Origin of the sequence: Paenibacillus curdlanolyticus YK9, from assembly GCF_000179615.1 — a bacterium.
Lineage (GTDB): Bacteria > Bacillota > Bacilli > Paenibacillales > Paenibacillaceae > Paenibacillus_T > Paenibacillus_T curdlanolyticus.
In genome coordinates this window covers 665,483-685,379 of the sequence record NZ_AEDD01000001.1, presented here as the reverse complement: position 1 = coordinate 685,379, position 19,897 = coordinate 665,483, and the positions used below count along the sequence as shown (strand labels likewise).

Below are 19,897 nucleotides of genomic sequence, written 5' to 3'. Positions count from 1 at the left end.
AATCAATTTTTGGAAGGAAAATCGATTCAAAAAGAAGGAATACAAACTCATTTTATCTTTTGACAAAATCAGTTGTCAAGCCAAACCACGTCTTCGTCGTCATCTTCGTCTCCTGATTGCGCTATTGCGCGCTTAACCGCAGTCATTGACACCTCCATCGGGTACCCTCTGCGAAGTAGAAATTGCGCCAATTTACGACGTTTTTCATAGGTCTCGCCCGTCAAAGAACGCCATCGCTTTACTGCTGCCTGATCTGCAGCGGCTTGTTCCATATCGCGGCTTAATGCAGAGGCCGCTTGATCGGCAGTATGCTTATCCACGCCGCGCATTCTCAGCTCCTGTTGGATGTAAAGCCTTCCTTTACCGCTAGATCGCAACCTGCTCTCGGCGAATCGCTGTGCGTAATCCGCATCATCGATTAAGCGTTCTTGCTGCAGCCTCTCGATTGCATAGGCAATCGGCTCCTCCTCCAGCTCTTTTCGAAGCAAATACCGTTCGATTTCCTTGGCCGTTCTCGGTCGAGCCCCAAGATAATAAATCGCTAACGCATACGCGCGATAGCGGTTATCCTCAGCCACGATAGCCGAGACCGTTTCCTCTGTAAGCGCCAAGCCTTTAAACAGCCTATGGCGAATGAGCAGGTCCTCATGCACCGAAAACAACGATTGTTCCACTTGTTCCACATAGATAAGATAACGCCGTCGTTGTTTTCGGTCTTGTTCGACTGAACGAATGGTGTAGCTCAATGCAGATGCCTCCATTTAACAAGAAAAGGCACCCTGTGAAAGGTGCCAATCTCTATTGATCGATTCATCAACAATATCCTTTACAGCAGATCGTCGAAGTTTGGTTCTTCTTCATCTTCCTTCTCGCCAGCAAGTGTCGCTGCTTGAATAGCCGACTCAGAAAGCTGAGTCGCCTGACGAATTTGCTGCTCGATCGTTGCAGCAACATCCTTATGATCCTTCAAGAACTGCTTCGCATTCTCGCGCCCTTGGCCAAGTCGGTCGCCATTATAGGAGAACCATGCACCGCTCTTCTGAACGATTTCATGCTCTGTGCCGATATCGATAATACTGCCTTCTCTCGAGATGCCTTCACCATACATGATGTCAACCTCTGCTTGCTTGAAAGGAGGAGCTACCTTATTCTTCACGACTTTAATACGCGTACGGTTACCTACCACGTCATTGCCTTGTTTGATGGATTCAATCCGGCGAACATCTAGACGAACGCTGGAGTAGAATTTCAGAGCGCGGCCGCCTGGCGTTGTCTCAGGGTTACCGAACATGACGCCAACCTTCTCGCGAAGCTGGTTGATGAAAATAGCAATCGTCTTCGACTTGCTGATCGCACCAGACAGCTTGCGAAGCGCTTGTGACATGAGTCGTGCTTGAAGACCCACGTGAGAATCGCCCATATCGCCTTCGATTTCAGCCTTCGGAACGAGCGCTGCAACCGAGTCGACAACGATAATATCAACAGCACCGCTGCGTACGAGCGCCTCAGCGATTTCAAGCGCTTGCTCGCCCGTATCGGGTTGTGAAAGAAGCAATTCGTCAATATTTACGCCAAGCTTGCTTGCATATAACGGATCAAGTGCATGCTCCGCATCGATAAATGCAGCTTGTCCGCCCATTTTCTGTACTTCTGCAATTGCATGAAGCGCAACTGTCGTTTTACCGGATGACTCCGGGCCATAGACCTCGATAACACGACCACGCGGAAACCCTCCAATGCCGAGGGCAATATCTAAAGCAAGCGCCCCGCTCGATACGGTTTCCACTTGCATATGCGTCGATTCGCCTAACTTCATGATGGAGCCCTTACCGAACTGCTTTTCAATCTGACGGAGTGCCATTTCTAACGCTGCGCGACGATCTGACAACCAACTCACATCCTTCATTCAATATAGTAATTATAATAGCCTATTTCGTATCGGTTGCCAAGCATTTTTTCGAACATACATTCGCTTTTTTTGCCCATGCCTAACGAACAGTCATCTGAGAACAGAAAAAGAACCGCAGCAAATGAAACATTCGCCGCGGTTCCTCCGTCAACTACTGATAATATAGCATGAACACCGCCGTTCAGCAACCGGAAAATGATGAGCGTCGGCAGTATACCTTATAGCTTGCCCTCAAAACCATTCAGCGCCAGCCACAGGCGATACAGCACTGCCTTGACGGCTCTTACCCTAATGATGTCCCGCGAGCCGCTTAAATGCATCGTATGCACGTCTGTTGGCTTACCTTGCTGTGCGATTGCATAATAGACGAGTCCAACCGGTTTGCCTTCCGATTCCGCTGGACCGGCTACGCCAGTAATCGAGATGCCAAAATCAGCTGCAGCCCGTTCGCGAACACGCTCAGCCATCATAGCTGCCGTCGACTCGCTGATCGCGCCTGGAGCGCCTTCGCCTTCTAACTGAGCCATTGGAATGCCTAGCAGCTGATGCTTCATTACATTCGTATACGTGACAACCCCTCCGGCAAATTCGCCGCTGCTGCCAGGAATATTCGTGACAAGCTCAGCAAACATGCCGCCCGTGCAGCTTTCGGCAGAAGCCAAAGTCCGCTTAGATGCGCGAAGCAGGCGAACAATCGCTTCCTCCAAGGGGATATCTTCTTCAGCGAACAAAAACTGCCCTGCGCGTTGGCGAATTTGATCGACTGTAGCGTCTATTTTCTGATTTGCTTCATTTGCGGAAGCAGCCTTTGTTGATACCCGAATCGCTACCTCGCCTTCCTTGGCATAAGGCGCAATCGTCGGATCGGTCTGGCTCTCGATCAAATCAATCAAGGCGTCCTCCAGCTTGGACTCGCCGATGCCGGCAAACTTTAGAATTCTTGAATACAGCGGAAGCATTTCGCCCAGTTCAGACCGCAGCCACGTCGCGCCAGCACCGTCAAACATCGGCTTCATTTCGCGAGGAGGCCCTGGCAGCAGCATGTAGCGAATGCCCTCCGATTCCAGCGCATTGCCTACAGCCAGTCCCGCTTCATTAAACAATGTCGCTGCTCCAGCGATAGACGTCGCTTGCCGTTTGTTGCTCTCCACCATATGTGCGCCGCGTGATTGGAAAAAATCAACGATTTTACGCATCGACGGCTCATCGTATTCAAGCGCCCGGCCCAAGTAGTCCGCCAATACGTCCTTTGTCAAATCATCCTGCGTAGGTCCCAAGCCCCCAGTAAATACAAGCAGATCCGCTCTCTCGCGAGCCGTCTCAATTGCCAGCCGAATGCGCGACGGGTTATCGCCTACGACCGTCTGGTAATAAACATCAATCCCCAGCTCGGCTAATCGACGGGACAAATATTGCGCGTTCGTATTCACAATTTGACCAAGAAGCAGCTCCGTGCCTACCGCAATAATTTCAGCTTTCATTCCATGACCTCCACGCCGAAGCATCAGATTGGTTTATAAAGGAAGGAAGGACACCTTCCGCAAGGAAGATGTCCGACGAGTTAAGCAATAGGTATTAAATTTTTGTTTTTGACAAAGTAGTCAATGCCTGAGTAAACCGTAATGACCGCCGCGATCCAGCTTGCGATGAGATCGAATCGGAAATCGATAAACGTAAACGGGAAATTGTTAAGCATCAAAGCAATAATCATCGTAATTTGGACTGCCGTTTTCCATTTGCCCCACTTGCTCGCCGCGATGACTTTGTTCTCGAGCAAGGCGATCTGACGCAGACCTGTCACCGCGAATTCACGGCAAATAATGACGACTGCAATCCATGCATCCAGCTTGTCCATCTCCACGAGCGAGATCAGGACGGCCGCTACAAGCACCTTATCTGCAAGAGGGTCCAACAGCTTGCCTAGGTTTGTTACGATCTTATTCTTGCGGGCGATATATCCGTCGAGCCCATCGGTGCTAGCCGCAATAATAAAGATAAGTGCAGCAACAATTTGATTGTATGTAATGGAAAAGTCGGCGAATTTGATCGGCTCCAAGTCCATCTTTACGAGCAAGAAGATCATAATGATTGGGACTAAAAAAATACGGGCGAGCGTAATTCGATTCGCTAAATTCATGCGATTCCCTCCCTAGTTAGGCCCTGATGAATCGCATCGTTCATGCTTCCTTGTTGATCCACTAACTTCTCTCGTCCCGTCATAACGTTGCTATCCCCCAGATCTGAATCCGTAAAGCTATCTTAACAAAGTATAATACAAGCACTTTTGCGTGTCAAAAACACGGCAGGCTTCAGCCTAACGGTGCGATGGGCTCACTTATATGCTATCGGAAGTTCGTAAATTGAAGCTCTACAGGCAGGTCAGCACCGCGAAGAAGCGCCATGACCGACTGGAGGTCATCCTTGCTCTTCCCCGTTACCCGAATTTGATCGCCTTGAATCTGGCTCTTCACTTTAAGCTTGGAGTCACGAATTAGGATGTTTATCTTTTTGGCAGCATCCTGATCAATACCGGTACGGAGCTTAATCCGTTGGCGCACAGTAGATCCCGAAGCAGCTTCAATTTTGCCGTAATCGAGGTTTTTGATTGGGACGCCTCGCTTGATCATTTTGGATAACAAAATGTCCAGCACCGCTTGGAGCTTATAATCATCGTCAGATGCGACGATTAGATCCTCTTTATCAATTGCGATGCTGCTCTTGCTGCCTTTGAAATCAAATCGCGTATCAATCTCGCGTTCAGCTTGCTGAATGGCATTCGTCAGCTCCTGCATATCTACCTTGGATACGATATCAAACGCATTTTCGCTACTCATATCATTACAACCCCTTCTTGAATTGTCAGCATGAAAACGAACGTTTTCTTGTGCCGTATTATAACTGATTCAATGAACAAAGAAAAGGCATCCGCTCTCGACAACAAGCGAATGCCCTTGAACATGCTTTTACTGAGCAGCGTTGTTACCTGTACCTGCATCTGTAGCGCCTGTATCTGTTGTACCCGCTTGATTGTTGGACGCTGGGTTATCCGATTTGACTGGGTCGAATTGCACGCGCTTGGAGCTTGCGCGATCCCCGTCCTCGACTGCAACGCCATCCACCGCAATTTCAACCAGATCTGCACGGCCTACGTTAATATAAAGCGATGTGTTAAGCGGGAACGATTGTACCGTTCCGTCTGCTGCATTCTCATAAACCAGCTTTTTGCCTTTGGAGCTGCCCTCGCGGACTTCAAGCCAGTTCTTGCCGCCTTTGATCGTAATTTGCACCGTATGCGAACCGGCAGGACCTACATCATAATGATCCGTTCGTCCTGATTTGCTTGCAAAAGTAACCGTCGTATTGGACGGCGTTTCCGGTGTTGTAGGCGTTTCTGGCGTTACGGCATTGCCGCCTGTGCCATTGGAATTGCCGTTGCTCGTGCCTGCCTGCCCTGTGCCATTGGAATCTGCATTTTTAACTGGTTCTTTCGGCAGATCCGTCGAATCCGTAATTTTCGTTTGATCATCTGCTTTAGGCGTATCGTCCGTGTTATCGTTCGTGTTTATTGCATAGACCCATATAATAACGGCTATCACGACAACGAAGGACAGCATTATACCGGTAAATCCGAATTTGCTCCACCGATCCGAAGAGGTTTGCGATGATCTCCGCGGTTGTTTTACGACTGATTCTGTTACGGGCTCAGGCGCAGGCTCCGGCATTTCATGCTTATATAGCCGCAAAACGTCATCTGCATCTAATCCTACTGCCTCAGCGTATGTTTTCACAAACGCGCGGACATAGAAGCTGCCTGGGAGCACCTTGTAATCGCCTGATTCAATCGCCTCCAAGTATCGTTTTCTGATCTTGGTCGCTTCTTGAATATCATCGAGCGACAGTTCGCGCTGTTCCCTTGCCTTCTTCAGCAAGTCGCCCAAATCCGACATGCCTGCACCTCCTGATGTTTGTAGTAACCGACCAGCATAAGCTAGCGTCGGGCAACGCTTCCAGACGTCATGACGTCATTTAAAAATCATGGAATCCGTTCGTAATTTTTTCGTATGAAATTTCTTCATCCGGCGTATTGCGAAGCTCAATGATCGTATCAAAAGTGCTGTAATCAAAGTGAGACTCTTTCACGAAAATATCAGGATGCTCAATAATCTTCGTAGAAGGCATCGCCATCAGCTCTTGAATTAGCGCATAATGCTTCTCATTGGAGCGCATCGTGCTCACGATTCCATCAATAATAAAGATGCTGTTCGGATTCATCTCTTCCTCTGACAGCTGACTTCTGACCGTCTGGCGCAGCAGCGTGGAGGACACGAATGTCCAGCGCTTATTCGAGCATACGCTGCCTGCAATAATCGATTCCGTCTTTCCGACACGCGGCATGCCGCGAAGTCCGATGACCTGATTGCCATCCCTTTTGAATATTTCACCCAAAAAGTCGACAAGTAAACCTAGTTCATCGCGCGTAAAACGGAATGTCTTTTTATCATCTGAATCCCGCTCGATATATCGGCCATGCCGAACAGCGAGAATATCTAGCAAAGTTGGAGGGCGAAGCTTATTGACCGTAATGTAATCCATTTTCGTTAGCATCTTGCTAAGCAAATCGATTTTCTCGTCATCGTCCGTTTCCAGCAGCATGCCTCGCGTGCGATCCTCAACCCCGTTAATGGTTAAGATGTTTACACTCATCATACCGAGCAGTGATGCGATGTTGCCAAGAAGCCCGGGACGATTCTTATGTATCTTATATTCCATATACCATTGTCTAGTTTCCACTATTCCACCGTCCCCCATGAGCCGTTCGTACTACAAAAAATAATTCTACAATTTTCGCCACTTTCCTGCAAGTGCTGCGCTTCATATTTCAAATGTTTTCTGTGCAAAGTAAGCGGAATCACATTCGAATTCGCAGAAAAGCCCCCTTGAAGGGAGCCTCTCTGCTGAAAATTCCGTTACGGACTCACAAGCTTACACATCATGCGCGCAAGCGTCTTGCGTTCCTCTTCATCGCCAGCATCCCAAATTTCTTTCAAAATGCGCTGCTCGTCATTTTTCGGATCGACGCGTTCGTCCAGGAATGAACCGATCTCGTATGCGAGATTCGCAATCGTATCCTCGGATAAGCCCATTTTCTTGCCTTGCTCCATTCGTTCAGCCAAAAATTGTTTCCACGAATCGAAGTTAGTAAGGACGGTTGACACGGCTGTTCGCCTCCTTCAAATGTTGACTCAGCGTCATAAAGAACAACACTTGTAGTGTGTGCCTTCATCCGTCCACTTATACGACGAATAGCGTTTAACAAAAGTTTCATTCCCGGGCAAGCAATACCGTTAAGTGACCCAACCGCCGTTGGGGCTAATGATCTGGCCTGTTATGTATGCTGATTCCGGCAAGGACAAAAAATAGACAAGCGAAGCGATCTCATCGGGCTGCGCAAACCGTCCCAATGGAATCTCTTGCTCCAACGCTTGCTTTTCGCCATCATCAAGCTTATCCAGCATAACGGTGTCCACAGCGCCGGGCGCAACCGCGTTAACCGTAACGCCTGAAGGAGCCAATTCTTTGGCAAGCGCTTTGGTAAAAGCATTCATGCCGCCTTTTGTTGTAGAATAAAGCACCTCGCAGGACGCGCCTGACATGCCCCAGACCGAAGATACGTTAATAATTCGCCCGAATCGTTGACGTACCATCGATTCCATAAACAATTGCGTAGTCAAGAACATGCCTTTGAGATTGACGGACATGACGTCCTCCCAATCGTTCTCCGAAACGTCTGCGAGCATCCCATAATGGGCGATACCTGCGTTGTTTACCAAAATATCAGGTACCATGCCTCTGTCCTGCAGCTTTTCCCGCATGCGAACAAGCTGGTCCTTCGAACGCAAATCTGCGGATATCGTCGACACGTTTGCGCCTAAACGCATACAGCGGCGGGCGGTCTCATTGGCCGCCTCATGGGATTGCAAATAGTGAATAACGATGTTCATCCGTTCCGCGGCAAAGCGCTGCGCGATAGCAGCGCCTATGCCACGGCTTCCCCCCGTAATGAGAACCGTCATTTCATGAAGCGGCTTGCTCAACCGATCTGCTCCTTCGAAGCGACGATCGAAACCGCAAGCTGATTCCAATCAAAATGCTCGCGCAATCGCTCGTTAAGCTCCTGCAGCGTAACTTGCTCATATTGCGACAACAGAGCAAATAGATCGCCGCCACGGAAGCGGTATCGCGTAAATTCGCCTGCAATTGCTTCAGGGGAGTTAAGCATGCGAAGATATCCGCCAATTTTTTTGCGACGGGATCGCTCGAATGTTTCGTTCGAGATGCCTGTTTCCAGCAGCTTGTTGACAGCGTCCTTCACTCGGCTCAGCAGAGCATCCGGATCTTTGGTCTCGCCTCCAATAACAGAGAAGGCATACTCCGGCGCAGAGTTATACTCATGCGAGAAAGAGTCTGAAATGAGACCTTCATCGTACAAGGACTGGTAGAGCGGAGAGCTGGCACCAAACACGGTATCAAGCATGACGCGTGTAACCGCTTCTCGCTTCTGCAAAGCTTCTCCTGTAAACCCGACCTTGGTCTCCTTCAAGCCAAACATGCATTTAGGAAGCGATACGGGCAAATGCAGCACGCGCTTCTTATCTTTTACGCCTGTTGGTTCCGCATCAAAATCACGAATAATGCGACCTTGCGAAGGGAATGACTTGCTTGCTTGATTACGGCGGACAAGATCAAATACCTCTTGCGCATTGACGCCGCCAACCACAAACAGGATCATATTGGTCGGATGATAGAACGTTTCGTAGCAGCTGTACAGCGTTTCCTTGCTTATCTGATAAATCGATTCTACGGTTCCAGCGATGTCAATGTGGATCGGATGCGCATGGTACATCGCGTCAAATAAACCGAAGTATACGCGCCAATCCGGATTATCCTGATACATCTGAATTTCTTGCTCAATGATCCCCTTCTCCTTATTTACATTCTCATCTGTAAAATAAGGATGCTGTACGAAGTTGATCAGCGTCTCCAGATTAGCCGAGATCTGCTCGGTCGCCGAGAATAGATAGACCGTGCGGTCAAAGCTTGTATACGCATTGGCTGAAGCGCCTTGATTGGAAAACGTAGCGAAAATATCGCCCGTAGGCTCTTCGAACATTTTGTGCTCTAGGAAGTGGGCAATCCCGTCCGGTACCCGCTCCAGCGGCTTTCCTTCGACAGCAAACCGGTTATCAACCGACCCATATTTGGTCGAAAACGTTGCATAGGTTTTTTGGAAGCCTTCCTTCGGAAGCACGAACACCTCAAGCCCGTTGGGCATAACTTCGCGATATAACGTCTCCTGTACGCCAGGGTATGCTAAAGTTTCCATCCGATTTATGCCTCCTTCCCGTCACGCAAAAAGTAAATCGTATCCAGTTCGATCTGCTTAGCGACGCGCACAATGTCATCTGCCGTAACGCTGTTTACTTGCGCAATCAATTGTTCGCCTGTGCGTTTGCTGCTGGAAAACACAGCATTGAAATCATAGCCAATCATCTCATATGCCGAATCCTGCATCTCGCGCACGTGATTGATCAGCATCGCTTTCGTCTGGGTGATTTCAAGCTCTGATATTTTGCCCGCTTCAATATCAGCCAGCTGCTCGCGGATGATCGCAACCGCTTTCTCGTATTTGTCAATTTCGATGCCGGATTGAATCGTCATCATGCCTTTATGCCCATCCAATCGAGATGACGCATAATAAGCAAGACTAGCTTTTTCCCGTACATTCAAGAACAGCTTGGAGTGCGGATAAGCGCCGAGCACGCCGTTATACACAAGCAATGCTGCATAATCATCATCCGCATAAGAAATGCCCGTGCGAAGGCCGAGATTCAGCTTGCCTTGCTTGACATCCATCTTCTCTACAACCGTCTTAAGTTGTCTTGAGTTAGAAATCAACGGTGCCAGCCCATAATCGCCGCATTCCCCGGTAGGCAGCTTAAACGATTGCTCAACGATCGTTTTCACTTCTTCCAGCGTCGTATCGCCTGCAACATACAGGTCAAACACCGCCTCATTCAACCATTGATGATAACGTTCATATAGCACGTCTGCCGTGAGGCTGGTAAGATCCGCTCGATTGCCAAGCGCATGAAGTCGATAAGGATCATCCTCGCACATGACCTCAACACAGCGTTCCGCCGCATAGCGAATCTTGTCGTTAATAATGGATTCCAACCGTTTGCGCAGCGTTTCCTTTTCCGCATCTACGTATTTGGTTACAAAATGGCCATTCTCAAGCGCTGGTTCGGTTACCACTTCTCCCATATAACGGAGCGAGGCTGCCAGCAGCGATTCATTCGTTTGTACGAATTGATCGTGAATAACATCCATCCGAAACTGGATAAACTGGCTGTCTCCGCGCTTGAATACGTCAAAACCAAATCCGGCCCCGTACAAATCGTCCAGGCGCTCCCGCAATGCAATCGTTTCAGGCGTCCGGCTCGTACCGCGACGGAGGATGAAGGGCAGCAATGCCGTCGATGTGACTTGCTTCTCCTCTAGCGGAATGCCTGCGTACAACGTAATGGCAAATGTCTTAAAACGTTTCGTTGGCATTACATGCAATCGAATGCGGTTAACTTGCCCCCGCTCAAAAGTGCTAGAACTCACGTAGCCAGCTCCTTCCATATCCCAACATAATCACTTACATACTATAGTCAATGTATTCCAAGCCATGATGTTCAATACCATTCTACCGGATTGGAAATGGCAGAAGCAACCTGCACGAAACGGCGGGCTGCTTCTTGTTCACAAATTTCGTTATTGAGCTTACATGCAGAAAATATGTTTGCCGATTGTCTTCACTTGCGGACGACTCCAGATCCACTTGGAGGTAGCAGTAGCCGGGTTAAAATAATAGATGCATCCGCCGCTCGGATCCCATCCGTTTACTGCATCCTGAACCGCGCGTTTGGCATTTTCATTTGGTGTTAAATAGATCTGGCCATCCGCTACCGCTGTAAATGCCCCAGGCTGGAAGATAACGCCTGATATCGAATTAGGGAAGCTAGGCGATTTCAATCGGTTTAGAATAACCGCTGCAACCGCTACCTGTCCGTTATAGGGCTCGCCGCGAGATTCGCCGTATACAGCGTTAGCCATAATTTTCAAATCATTAGCGGACAAGCCTAATCGATTAGATTTGCTAATCGTCTGAGCGTTGCCGGTCGATGTCGCTTTTTCGCCGCTTCCTGATGAATTGTTCTGAGCCGGCAAATCTGCTGCAGTCGGTTTCCAATTTTTCGAAGCTTCCCACAGCTTAAGCTTGGATTTTGCGCCGACTACGCCATCTGCCGTCATCCCAAATTTCCATTGAAACCACTTGACTGCATTCAATGTTGTCGTACCGAAGTTTCCGTCTACCTTGCCGCTGTAAAAACCAAGAAACTTGAGCCTTCCTTGCAGTTCATAAACATCCTTGCCGGAAGAGCCCATTTTGATCGTCGCGCTGCTGAACGTTTCTGCAGATTTGCCTGGATCTGAGTAACGCAGCGAATATGCGCCAAACAGCAGCAGCACGATGACAATGGTCATCATAATCAGGCGATTTCTCATAGTGTCAGATCTGCCTTTCTCATGCAGGTTGGTGCGCTTTCGTTGGAAGCGACTCTGTGGCTAGTATGAGAAACGGAAGGATATTCTATTCACGGAAAAAAAGATCCGAAGCAGGCTTCGGATCTCTCAGAATATCGTATTCTAGGCACTACTGGCCGCCAACTCGACCTCCAGGATAGTCGGCTGATATAAGCACTTCCCGCGGTTTGCTGCCCTCGTAAGGGCCTACAACGCCTCGGGCTTCCATCTGGTCGATCAAACGCGCAGCACGCGTATAGCCGACACGCATTCGTCGTTGCAGTAAGGAAACCGAGGCTTGTTTTGCCTCGACTACAATTTGGACTGCTTGATCAAACAACTCGTCCACAATTTCATCTGGGTCGTTGCTCGACTCATCAATTTCCGGAACTAACTCCGGCTTATATTCAGCCTCGCCCTGCGATCTCGCATGCGCGACAACCGCCTCGACCTCAGGATCGGATAGGAATGCGCCTTGAACCCGGATTGGCTTGGACATTCCGACTGGCAAAAATAACATATCCCCGCGGCCCAGCAGCTTCTCTGCGCCCGCCATATCCAGAATGGTACGGGAATCCACTTGCGATGAAACGCCAAAGGCGATACGAGACGGGATATTCGCCTTAATAACGCCAGTAATAACGTCAACGGACGGTCGCTGCGTCGCAATGATCAAATGGATGCCCGCGGCGCGCGCCATCTGGGCAAGACGCGTAATTGCATCCTCTACATCATTGGCTGCGACCATCATCAAATCGGCAAGCTCATCGACGATTACGACGATATATGGAAGTACCGCAGCAGGATTCGACTCCATCAATGTATTGTATCCTTCGATATTCCGCGTTCCTGATTTGGAAAATAACTCGTACCGTTTTTCCATCTCGACAACGATCTTCTTGAGCGCAAGTGAAGCGCGGCGTGGATCGGTTACGACTGGAGCAAGCAAATGCGGAATTCCATTATACATGTTGAGCTCGACCATTTTAGGGTCAATCATCATAAATTTAACTTCATCTGGCTTTGCCTTATACAAAATGCTCGTAATAATGCCGTTGATACAAACCGACTTACCCGAGCCCGTAGCGCCCGCGACGAGCAAGTGAGGCATTTTCGCCAGATTGCCAACAATTGATTGTCCAGATATGTCACGCCCGAAAGCAATGGACAGCTTCGAGTTTGAGTTCTGGAATGCAGATGACTCCATTACTTCACGCATCGTCACCACGGAAACCTCTGAATTCGGCACTTCGATCCCGATAGCAGACTTGCCCGGAATCGGCGCTTCCATCCGAATGTCCTTGGCTGCCAGCGCTAGTGCAATATCGTCCTGCAAGCCGACAATACGGCTAACCTTCACGCCAGTAGCAGGCTGCACTTCGTAGCGCGTTACGGCAGGTCCTTGTACAACGTCCAGCACCTTCGCTCGCACACCGAAGCTTTCCAAGGTTGCCTCGAGCGTCCGCTGCGAGTCCAGCTTATCGACGCCATCGGAACCTTTAACGCCGCCAGTCGGTTTTAGTAGTAAGTTAAGCGACGGCAGACGGTATATTCTAGGCTTGGGTGCAGCGGCCATAACGGCATCCGCAGGATGCTCATTCGGCGATGTTTCAACGAGTGCTCCCCCTTCTAGAGGTTCATCCGCATCATATTCGGCATTCCCCTCTGGGTATCGCTCGTCCGCCGAAGCATCATATTCATCAAACCCTGTTGAGCCGCCATCGATTTCGCCGTCCTCAAATGCTGGCGAGAGCGAAGAAGGCGATACGCGGGCGCTTGGCGCCGCAGCTTGCTGCTCCGGATATTTATTATCCCAATCATCGCCAGCAGTAGCGCCTGGCTCGAACGCTGCATCTTCATTAAACTCACTCGGGTGATTCGGCCATGTTGGTCGATCCGTCCGGCCAACCCCTTCATCATTCAAACTCGCGAACGGAGCCCTCGCTTCATTATCCGAGTCTGTCTCGCGTTCGTCAGCGGAAGGTTTGCCCGCTCTACGCAGCATTCGGCTTAACAACGTATCCCCTTCAGGCTTACGCGCTTCCGGCTGGTCGGCAGTTCGATTCGAACGAATACGAACGAGAGGCGTTTTTCGCTGCTGCTCTTCGTCGTCATCATGGTCCATCGTCCATTCGCGAGATTCGCTTGCATGCTCATTCGAATCATGCTGCTGATCCCTCATCCAAGAGAAAAACATCGACTTCCGTTTATTCGCATCTGCGAAGTCTTGCGCGTCGTCATCCTCATCCTCTGCATCATCATCAAAATCATCGATGGTTCGACGACTCAAGCTTGGAGACTGACCAGTGTTTGCGGCATTCGCACGTGCTGCTACAGCTACTGTTCTAGGCCTTCTCCCTGCATACTTTGCTCTGAGCAGCGTAATTAGCCGGCCAAGCCTCGTTCTGACCCCGTCTGCAATATCAACATAAGACCTACCTGTAATGAGCATGATCGCAATCGCATACATGACAATCATCAGAAACTTAGAGCCGTACTTGCCGAATAACGCATAAAGGATCGTATATTGCACGGCCCCCACATAGCCCCCCGCAATATCGCGCGACATGACCGGGGTACTCGGAGAATCCGGCGCTAGCAGCTCTCCTTGCAAATCACTGCCTAATTGATGCAAAATATCGCTTGACGTTACCTCAACCGAAGACGATACAGGGCCAAACTTCCGGCCGATTTCGGCAATGGAGCTTGATAAGGTTAAAGCTAGTACAAGCACGAGCAAGCCCGTTTTGCGATTTGACCATCCCTTGGGCCAAGCGCGCTTGATCATAACGGCTAGCCCAACATAAATGCCAACTAATGCGATCGCAAAGAAAAACTTGCCTAATAACAGTCCGAAAAGCTTGGACAAGGAGCGGCCGACCGCAGCCTCTCCGGAAAGGGCAATTACCGAAATTGTGATGAGCAAAATGCCATATATTTCGTACTTTAAGCTTTCGCCAATGGATTTACGTTTCTTCCGTTTTCGCTTCGCCATTATGCTCACCTCTAATATATCATTATACCATAGGTGGACAATTGTTCCTATCGAACAGACAGCAAAAAGCCCGTCCATTACGACGGGCTAGCAGGATATGCGATTAGAGAACCAGGGTAGTACTTTGGATTCAAGTACTGCTGAAGTGGCGCATGAATCAACCGAACTACTTTGCCAATGCCAGGCGCAACTGGCTCGATTTGCAGCAGCGCTCCGTCAAGCTCCAGCTCCACCAACGGATCGCGGTCATCCGTCATTCCCGCTAATACGAGCTCTAGTGGCATGCTTGTATAAATCGTCATGATGGCAGCACTCCGCTTGGCATGCTTTTGCGCTGATCTATCATTGCATTTAACGCGATTAGCGCATCTCCAATCCCGCCCACCGCATCGATTAGTCCATGCTTGACTGCATCGGCGCCAATGACTGTCGTTCCAATATCTCGCGTTAGCTCGCCGGTCTTGAACATAAGTTCTTTAAACAGCTGCTCCGAAATGTTCGAATGTGAGGTGACGAACCGTACGACGCGCTCCTGCATTTTGTCCAAATACTCGAAGGTTTGCGGGACACCGATCACTAGGCCATTTAACCGTATTGGGTGTATGGTCATCGTGGCTGATTCAGCAATAAATGAGCGATTCGCCGATACTGCAATTGGAACGCCTATCGAGTGACCTCCACCTAGAACGAGCGTGACAGTCGGTTTCGTCAGCGATGAAATCATTTCAGCAATCGCTAGGCCAGCCTCTACATCTCCCCCAACCGTATTTAGAACGATGAGGATGCCTTCAATTTTTGGATTCTGCTCTGCTGCAACCAGCTGCGGGATGAGATGCTCATACTTTGTCGTCTTATTTTGCGGCGGCAGCACGAGATGCCCTTCCACCTGACCAATGATCGTCATGCAATAAATATTGGAATCTGCTGGCGCAGGTGTCGAGGTTTGTCCGAATTGCGTAATCGTCTCGACGACGGAAGCGCCCTTTTTCTTGTCGTCTGCTGCGGGATCAGGCTGCTCGGATTTCATGTAAGCGAACTCTTCGTTCATCGTATAGGCTCCTTTGTTTCGTACGTGTACGAAAGTGTGGCTCGTCATAGTATGGTATCGAACCCATCGATTATTCCCCTATACGCAAAAAAAGGATCCGCCTTCGCAGCTGCAAGCAGCTTACGACAGCAGATCCTTGATCGGTTATTACACTTCCATAATGATCGGCAAGATCATTGGACGACGACGGGTTTGTTCGTACAAGAACCGACCGAGCGCGTCCTTCACATTCGTTTTGAGCGAAGCCCACTCATTTACGTTATCATTCATCAGCTTGTTCAGCGTAGATGTCACGATTCGATTCGCTTCATCCAACAAGCCTTCGGATTCACGAACATAGACGAAGCCTCTGGAGATAATGTCCGGACCGGACAGAATCGTTCCATCTTGTTTGCTAAGGGTAACAACAACAACAAGAATACCATCTTGGGACAGCAATTTGCGGTCGCGAAGCACGATATTGCCTACGTCGCCTACGCCCAGACCGTCAATCAGGACGTTGCCTGCTTGAACTTTGGAGCCTTTACGCGCGTTGCCGCCTTGGAACTCCACCGTATCGCCATTATCGATGATGAAAATATTCTCTCGCTCGATTCCAACCGACTCGCCGAGCTGCGCGTGGTGGCGAAGCATACGGTACTCGCCGTGGATAGGAATAAAGAACTTCGGACGGATCAGGTTGAGCATCAGCTTTAGTTCTTCTTGGCTGCCATGGCCTGATACGTGAACGCCCGATACCGAGCCTGGTCCGTAGATGACATTGGCGCCAAGACGGAACAACTCGTCCACCGTACGGCCTACATGCCGCTCATTGCCTGGAATTGGTGTGGCCGCAATGATAACGGTATCTCCTGGCAAAATATCGATTTTGCGGTGCGTTGAGCGGGCCATGCGTGTAAGCGCCGACATTGGCTCGCCTTGGCTGCCTGTGCACAAAATAACGACACGGTCTGCTGCCATTTTATTTACTTCTTCAGGCTCGATAATCATGCCTTCTGGAATATTCAAGTAACCAAGATCGCCAGCAATGGATACAACGTTAACCATCGAACGGCCTACAACCGCAATTTTGCGGCGGGTCGCTGCTGCAGCGTTAACGACTTGTTGAATTCGGTGAACGTTCGATGCAAACGTTGCAACAACGACGCGTTGTGTCGCTTTACGGAAAATTTCTTCCAGATTCGTTCCGACAACGCTCTCAGAAGGCGTGAAGCCTGGGCGTTCTGCATTCGTACTATCCGACAGCAGCGCTAGAACACCTTCGCGTCCGATCTCTGCAATACGTTGAAGATCAGCAAACTCGTTATTAACAGGAGTGTGATCGAATTTAAAGTCGCCTGTATGTACAACGCGGCCTTCTGGCGTATCCAAACAAACGCCGAGCGAGTCAGGAATACTGTGATTCGTCTTGAAGAACGTTGCCACGATCGAGCCTAGCTGCACTTCGGAATCTGCATTAATGAGAATCCGTTTAGTCTCGCCAAGCAGGCCAGCTTCCTTCAGCTTGCCTTCGATAAGTCCTAGCGTCAGCTTCGTTCCGAATACTGGCACATTCAGGTTCTTAAGAACGAATGGCAGTCCGCCGATGTGGTCCTCGTGACCATGTGTAACGAGAATGCCGCGAACTTTGTCGCGATTTTCAGTCAAATACGAGATATCAGGGATGACAATGTCGATTCCCAACATATCTTCTTCAGGGAACTTAAGTCCTGCATCGACAATTACGATGTCGTTGCCGTATTGCACAACGTACATATTTTTACCAATCTCACCTACGCCACCAAGTGCAAAGATGAGCAATTTATCTTGAACATTTTTCTTTGACAAATGAATCTATACCTCCTACAAGCTCTGCGTAAGCGTAACCAGCCTCCGTAAGCGTTGTTATTTTATATGAAATGGATCGCCGCTCTAACGTTATTCGGTTATTAAATCCCAATACTTGCCGCACCGAGTCACTTGTACCCCATTATACATGATACAAAAGATGGAATACAAGTGAGCATGTTATCGCATCTATTGCTATACTACCCCGTAAAATAAAAACCGATGCTTGGCCGCAAGCTGCGCTCGCGACCGTTGCACCGGTTTTAATCCCGCTTCAGATCGATCCCCTTGTAACTCGTAGACCGATTAAACAAGCTGGCGCAAGTATTCGCCTTCTTCGTCCGTAAGTGCAACGAGCGGCAAGCGTACGCCCCCTACCGGAAGGCCATTCAACGCTAATGCATATTTGACTGGAGCCGGACTCGGATAGTCAAACAGCCCTTTAAAGATTGGCAAACACTCCGCATGCAATTGTGCAGCCGTGCTTACTTCTCCGTTCAAATAAGCATTAATCATTTTTTTCATTTTGCTTCCAACGATGTGGCTTGCAACGCTTACAATGCCATATGCACCCACTGCAATTGCTGGCAATGCTGCACTATCGTCGCCGCTATAAACGCGGAAATGCTCAGGCGCTTGACATGCAATTTCAGTAAGCTGATCGAGTGGCGCACAGTCTTTCGTCGCCACGATATTCGGAATTTCAGCCAGACGAAGCGTTGTCGCCGCCGTCATGGTGATTCCCGTACGCGATGGCACGTTATAAAGCATGATTGGAAGACTAGTCGATTGCGCAACCGCTTTGTAATGCTGGAACAAGCCTTCTTGATTGGGCTTATTATAATATGGAGTAACAAGCAAAATACCATCGACGCCGCAATTTTCAGCAACTTGTGTCAAATGGATGGTATGAGCGGTGTCATTGCTTCCTGTGCCTGCAATGATTTTGGCGCGGCCGCCTGCTCGCTCGACGGCAAAACGGAATAAGCTTTCTTTCTCTTGTTCGGTTAACGTCGGGGATTCACCTGTCGTACCCGAGATCACAATGCTGTCATTCTGCTGCACTTCAATCAAATGGTCGATTAGTCTGCCTGTCGCTTCCCAATCAATAGCGCCATCCGCATCGAATGGCGTCGCCATTGCTGTTATCAGTCTTCCGAAATCCATTACGACCCCTCCTGCTTAATTGAATCTGCTTCTATTTCTACTGTTGTTGTACTTATTCATCTATTTAACAAGAGTTCATCTCGTTATTTTCTTTACAAATGCAGCTCGAACTTCGCATGCAAAGCCCGGAGCGCTGCGACCATATCTTCTTGCTGCACTAGAACCCAGATCGTCGTATTGGAATCCGCCGATTGTAGAATCGTCACGCCGGACTCGCTTAACGCCTCAACAATCCGCGCCATTATGCCTGGAACGCCGTTCATGCCTCCGCCAATAACCGAGACCTTGGCGCAGCCATTAATCATGTTAGGAACATAACCAAGCTTCTCAAGGACTTCCACAGCCTTCGCAGCATCGTGATCAAAAACCGTATAAACTGCACCGCCAGGCGTAACATTAATAAAATCGACGCTAATGCCGTTTCGAGCCATCGACTGAAAGACTTGAAGCTGGACATCGTTCTGTCCGTCTTTTGAAAATACTGAAATTTGGGTAACCCCAGCGACATGCGCAATACCCGTGACATGCTTATCACGAACGGTTGGAATCGGTACTGTTCGGTCATCTGTCACTAGTGTTCCTTCATCATCCGAAAACGTCGAGCGCACCCGCAAAGGAATGCGCGCTTGCTGAGCAATCTCAACCGCACGAGGATGAATCACTTTCGCGCCTTGCCGCGCCATATTGCAAATTTCAGCATAGCCAACAGTCGCGATCGGCTTGGCTTCAGAAACGAATCGCGGATCCGCAGTCAAAATGCCATTTACATCAGTGTAAATGTCAACGCGCTCTGCACGCAAAGCAGCGCCAATCGCTGTTGCGGAAGTATCGCTGCCGCCTCTTCCAAGCGTAGTCATTTCGCCTTGGTCAGTACGTCCCTGAAACCCGGCAACGATAACGACTTCGCCTTGCCTTAGTCGATTTAACATCGGCTCGTTCTGAATATCGACAATGCGCGCTTGGCCAAAGGATGAATCCGTAACAATGCCAGCAGCGCCGCCAGTTAATGCTACAGCTGGAATTCCCTCAGAGCGTAAGCGGCTGCACAAGACAGCTGCCGAAATAATCTCTCCGCAGCCGAGCAGCATATCCTTCTCCTTGGCAGGCAACATGTCACCATTCTCGGTAATCAAACGAAGCAGCGTGTCCGTAGCATACGGATCCCCGCTCCTTCCCATTGCCGAGACCACAACGACGGTTGCATATCCAAGTTCGCGCTCCCTTGCAATATGACGAACGACGAATTCCCTCGCCTGCGCTGTAGCAAGCGAGGTGCCCCCGAACTTCTGAACGAGTATTCGCATGTTGTCAATCCTCC

At 49.5% G+C, this 19,897-nt stretch carries 18 protein-coding genes; all 18 read right to left on the bottom strand.

Annotated elements, in window-relative coordinates; translation table 11 throughout:
- Positions 1 to 68: 68 nt before the first annotated feature.
- Complete coding sequence (locus PAECUDRAFT_RS03215) at positions 69 to 746, bottom strand: regulatory protein RecX (protein ID WP_006036661.1); 678 nt, start codon at positions 744 to 746, stop codon at positions 69 to 71.
- An 80-nt stretch (positions 747 to 826) separates the two neighbouring features.
- A complete protein-coding gene (gene recA, locus PAECUDRAFT_RS03210) occupies positions 827 to 1,888 on the bottom strand; it encodes a recombinase RecA (RefSeq protein ID WP_006036660.1) in 1,062 nt (353 codons plus the stop codon).
- Positions 1,889 to 2,127: 239 nt separating this feature from the next.
- Positions 2,128 to 3,390, bottom strand: a complete 1,263-nt coding sequence (locus tag PAECUDRAFT_RS03205; RefSeq protein WP_006036659.1) for a competence/damage-inducible protein A — start codon at positions 3,388 to 3,390, stop codon at positions 2,128 to 2,130.
- Positions 3,391 to 3,470: 80 nt separating this feature from the next.
- Positions 3,471 to 4,046 carry a CDP-diacylglycerol--glycerol-3-phosphate 3-phosphatidyltransferase gene (gene pgsA / locus PAECUDRAFT_RS03200; protein ID WP_006036658.1) on the bottom strand — a complete coding sequence of 192 codons (576 nt, stop codon included), beginning with the start codon at positions 4,044 to 4,046 and terminating at the stop codon, positions 3,471 to 3,473.
- 205 nt (positions 4,047 to 4,251) lie between these two features.
- Entirely contained in the window at positions 4,252 to 4,743 is a 492-nt protein-coding gene (locus tag PAECUDRAFT_RS03195; protein ID WP_006036657.1) for a YajQ family cyclic di-GMP-binding protein, read from the bottom strand.
- Between the two features lie 129 nt (positions 4,744 to 4,872).
- Entirely contained in the window at positions 4,873 to 5,856 is a 984-nt protein-coding gene (locus PAECUDRAFT_RS03190; protein ID WP_006036655.1) for a helix-turn-helix domain-containing protein, read from the bottom strand.
- A gap of 79 nt (positions 5,857 to 5,935) precedes the next feature.
- Positions 5,936 to 6,700: a DUF3388 domain-containing protein gene (locus PAECUDRAFT_RS03185; protein ID WP_006036654.1), complete on the bottom strand. Its 765-nt coding sequence runs from the start codon at positions 6,698 to 6,700 to the stop codon at positions 5,936 to 5,938.
- Between the two features lie 176 nt (positions 6,701 to 6,876).
- Entirely contained in the window at positions 6,877 to 7,125 is a 249-nt protein-coding gene (locus PAECUDRAFT_RS03180) for a DUF3243 domain-containing protein (protein WP_006036653.1), read from the bottom strand.
- Between the two features lie 129 nt (positions 7,126 to 7,254).
- Positions 7,255 to 7,983, bottom strand: a complete 729-nt coding sequence (gene ymfI, locus PAECUDRAFT_RS03175) for an elongation factor P 5-aminopentanone reductase (RefSeq protein WP_199558714.1) — start codon at positions 7,981 to 7,983, stop codon at positions 7,255 to 7,257.
- A gap of 17 nt (positions 7,984 to 8,000) precedes the next feature.
- Positions 8,001 to 9,293, bottom strand: coding sequence for an EF-P 5-aminopentanol modification-associated protein YfmH (gene yfmH / locus PAECUDRAFT_RS03170; protein ID WP_006036651.1), 1,293 nt, complete (start codon positions 9,291 to 9,293; stop codon positions 8,001 to 8,003).
- Between the two features lie 5 nt (positions 9,294 to 9,298).
- On the bottom strand, positions 9,299 to 10,579 hold the full coding sequence (yfmF, locus tag PAECUDRAFT_RS03165; RefSeq protein WP_006036650.1) for an EF-P 5-aminopentanol modification-associated protein YfmF: 1,281 nt from the start codon (positions 10,577 to 10,579) through the stop codon (positions 9,299 to 9,301).
- 159 nt (positions 10,580 to 10,738) lie between these two features.
- The gene (gene sleB, locus PAECUDRAFT_RS03160) at positions 10,739 to 11,524 is read right to left on the bottom strand and encodes a spore cortex-lytic enzyme (protein WP_006036649.1); all 786 of its coding nucleotides are present in this window, start codon (positions 11,522 to 11,524) and stop codon (positions 10,739 to 10,741) included.
- A 148-nt stretch (positions 11,525 to 11,672) separates the two neighbouring features.
- Positions 11,673 to 14,537, bottom strand: coding sequence for an FtsK/SpoIIIE family DNA translocase (locus PAECUDRAFT_RS03155; RefSeq protein ID WP_006036648.1), 2,865 nt, complete (start codon positions 14,535 to 14,537; stop codon positions 11,673 to 11,675).
- 77 nt (positions 14,538 to 14,614) lie between these two features.
- Complete coding sequence (locus PAECUDRAFT_RS03150; RefSeq protein ID WP_006036647.1) at positions 14,615 to 14,839, bottom strand: YlzJ-like family protein; 225 nt, start codon at positions 14,837 to 14,839, stop codon at positions 14,615 to 14,617.
- Positions 14,836 to 15,585, bottom strand: coding sequence for a ClpP family protease (locus tag PAECUDRAFT_RS03145; protein WP_006036646.1), 750 nt, complete (start codon positions 15,583 to 15,585; stop codon positions 14,836 to 14,838). Before PAECUDRAFT_RS03145 ends, PAECUDRAFT_RS03150 begins: the two co-directional genes overlap by 4 nt.
- 147 nt (positions 15,586 to 15,732) lie before the next feature.
- Positions 15,733 to 17,412 (bottom strand): ribonuclease J, encoded by a 1,680-nt coding sequence (locus PAECUDRAFT_RS03140; RefSeq protein WP_006036645.1) that lies wholly within the window; start codon positions 17,410 to 17,412, stop codon positions 15,733 to 15,735.
- Positions 17,413 to 17,718: 306 nt separating this feature from the next.
- The gene (gene dapA, locus PAECUDRAFT_RS03135; RefSeq protein WP_006036644.1) at positions 17,719 to 18,579 is read right to left on the bottom strand and encodes a 4-hydroxy-tetrahydrodipicolinate synthase; all 861 of its coding nucleotides are present in this window, start codon (positions 18,577 to 18,579) and stop codon (positions 17,719 to 17,721) included.
- A 92-nt stretch (positions 18,580 to 18,671) separates the two neighbouring features.
- Complete coding sequence (gene dapG, locus PAECUDRAFT_RS03130) at positions 18,672 to 19,883, bottom strand: aspartate kinase (RefSeq protein ID WP_006036643.1); 1,212 nt, start codon at positions 19,881 to 19,883, stop codon at positions 18,672 to 18,674.
- Positions 19,884 to 19,897: the final 14 nt, after the last annotated feature.

Coding starts and splice junctions, on each gene's coding strand:
- PAECUDRAFT_RS03195 (WP_006036657.1), bottom strand. CDS start 4,743: ATGAGTAGCGAAAATGCGTTTGATATCGTATCCAAGGTAGATATGCAG.
- dapA (WP_006036644.1), bottom strand. CDS start 18,579: ATGGATTTCGGAAGACTGATAACAGCAATGGCGACGCCATTCGATGCG.
- dapG (WP_006036643.1), bottom strand. CDS start 19,883: ATGCGAATACTCGTTCAGAAGTTCGGGGGCACCTCGCTTGCTACAGCG.
- PAECUDRAFT_RS03150 (WP_006036647.1), bottom strand. CDS start 14,839: ATGACGATTTATACAAGCATGCCACTAGAGCTCGTATTAGCGGGAATG.
- PAECUDRAFT_RS03205 (WP_006036659.1), bottom strand. CDS start 3,390: ATGAAAGCTGAAATTATTGCGGTAGGCACGGAGCTGCTTCTTGGTCAA.
- pgsA (WP_006036658.1), bottom strand. CDS start 4,046: ATGAATTTAGCGAATCGAATTACGCTCGCCCGTATTTTTTTAGTCCCA.
- yfmH (WP_006036651.1), bottom strand. CDS start 9,293: ATGGAAACTTTAGCATACCCTGGCGTACAGGAGACGTTATATCGCGAA.
- ymfI (WP_199558714.1), bottom strand. CDS start 7,983: ATGACGGTTCTCATTACGGGGGGAAGCCGTGGCATAGGCGCTGCTATC.
- sleB (WP_006036649.1), bottom strand. CDS start 11,524: ATGAGAAATCGCCTGATTATGATGACCATTGTCATCGTGCTGCTGCTG.
- PAECUDRAFT_RS03145 (WP_006036646.1), bottom strand. CDS start 15,585: ATGAACGAAGAGTTCGCTTACATGAAATCCGAGCAGCCTGATCCCGCA.
- PAECUDRAFT_RS03190 (WP_006036655.1), bottom strand. CDS start 5,856: ATGTCGGATTTGGGCGACTTGCTGAAGAAGGCAAGGGAACAGCGCGAA.
- PAECUDRAFT_RS03155 (WP_006036648.1), bottom strand. CDS start 14,537: ATGGCGAAGCGAAAACGGAAGAAACGTAAATCCATTGGCGAAAGCTTA.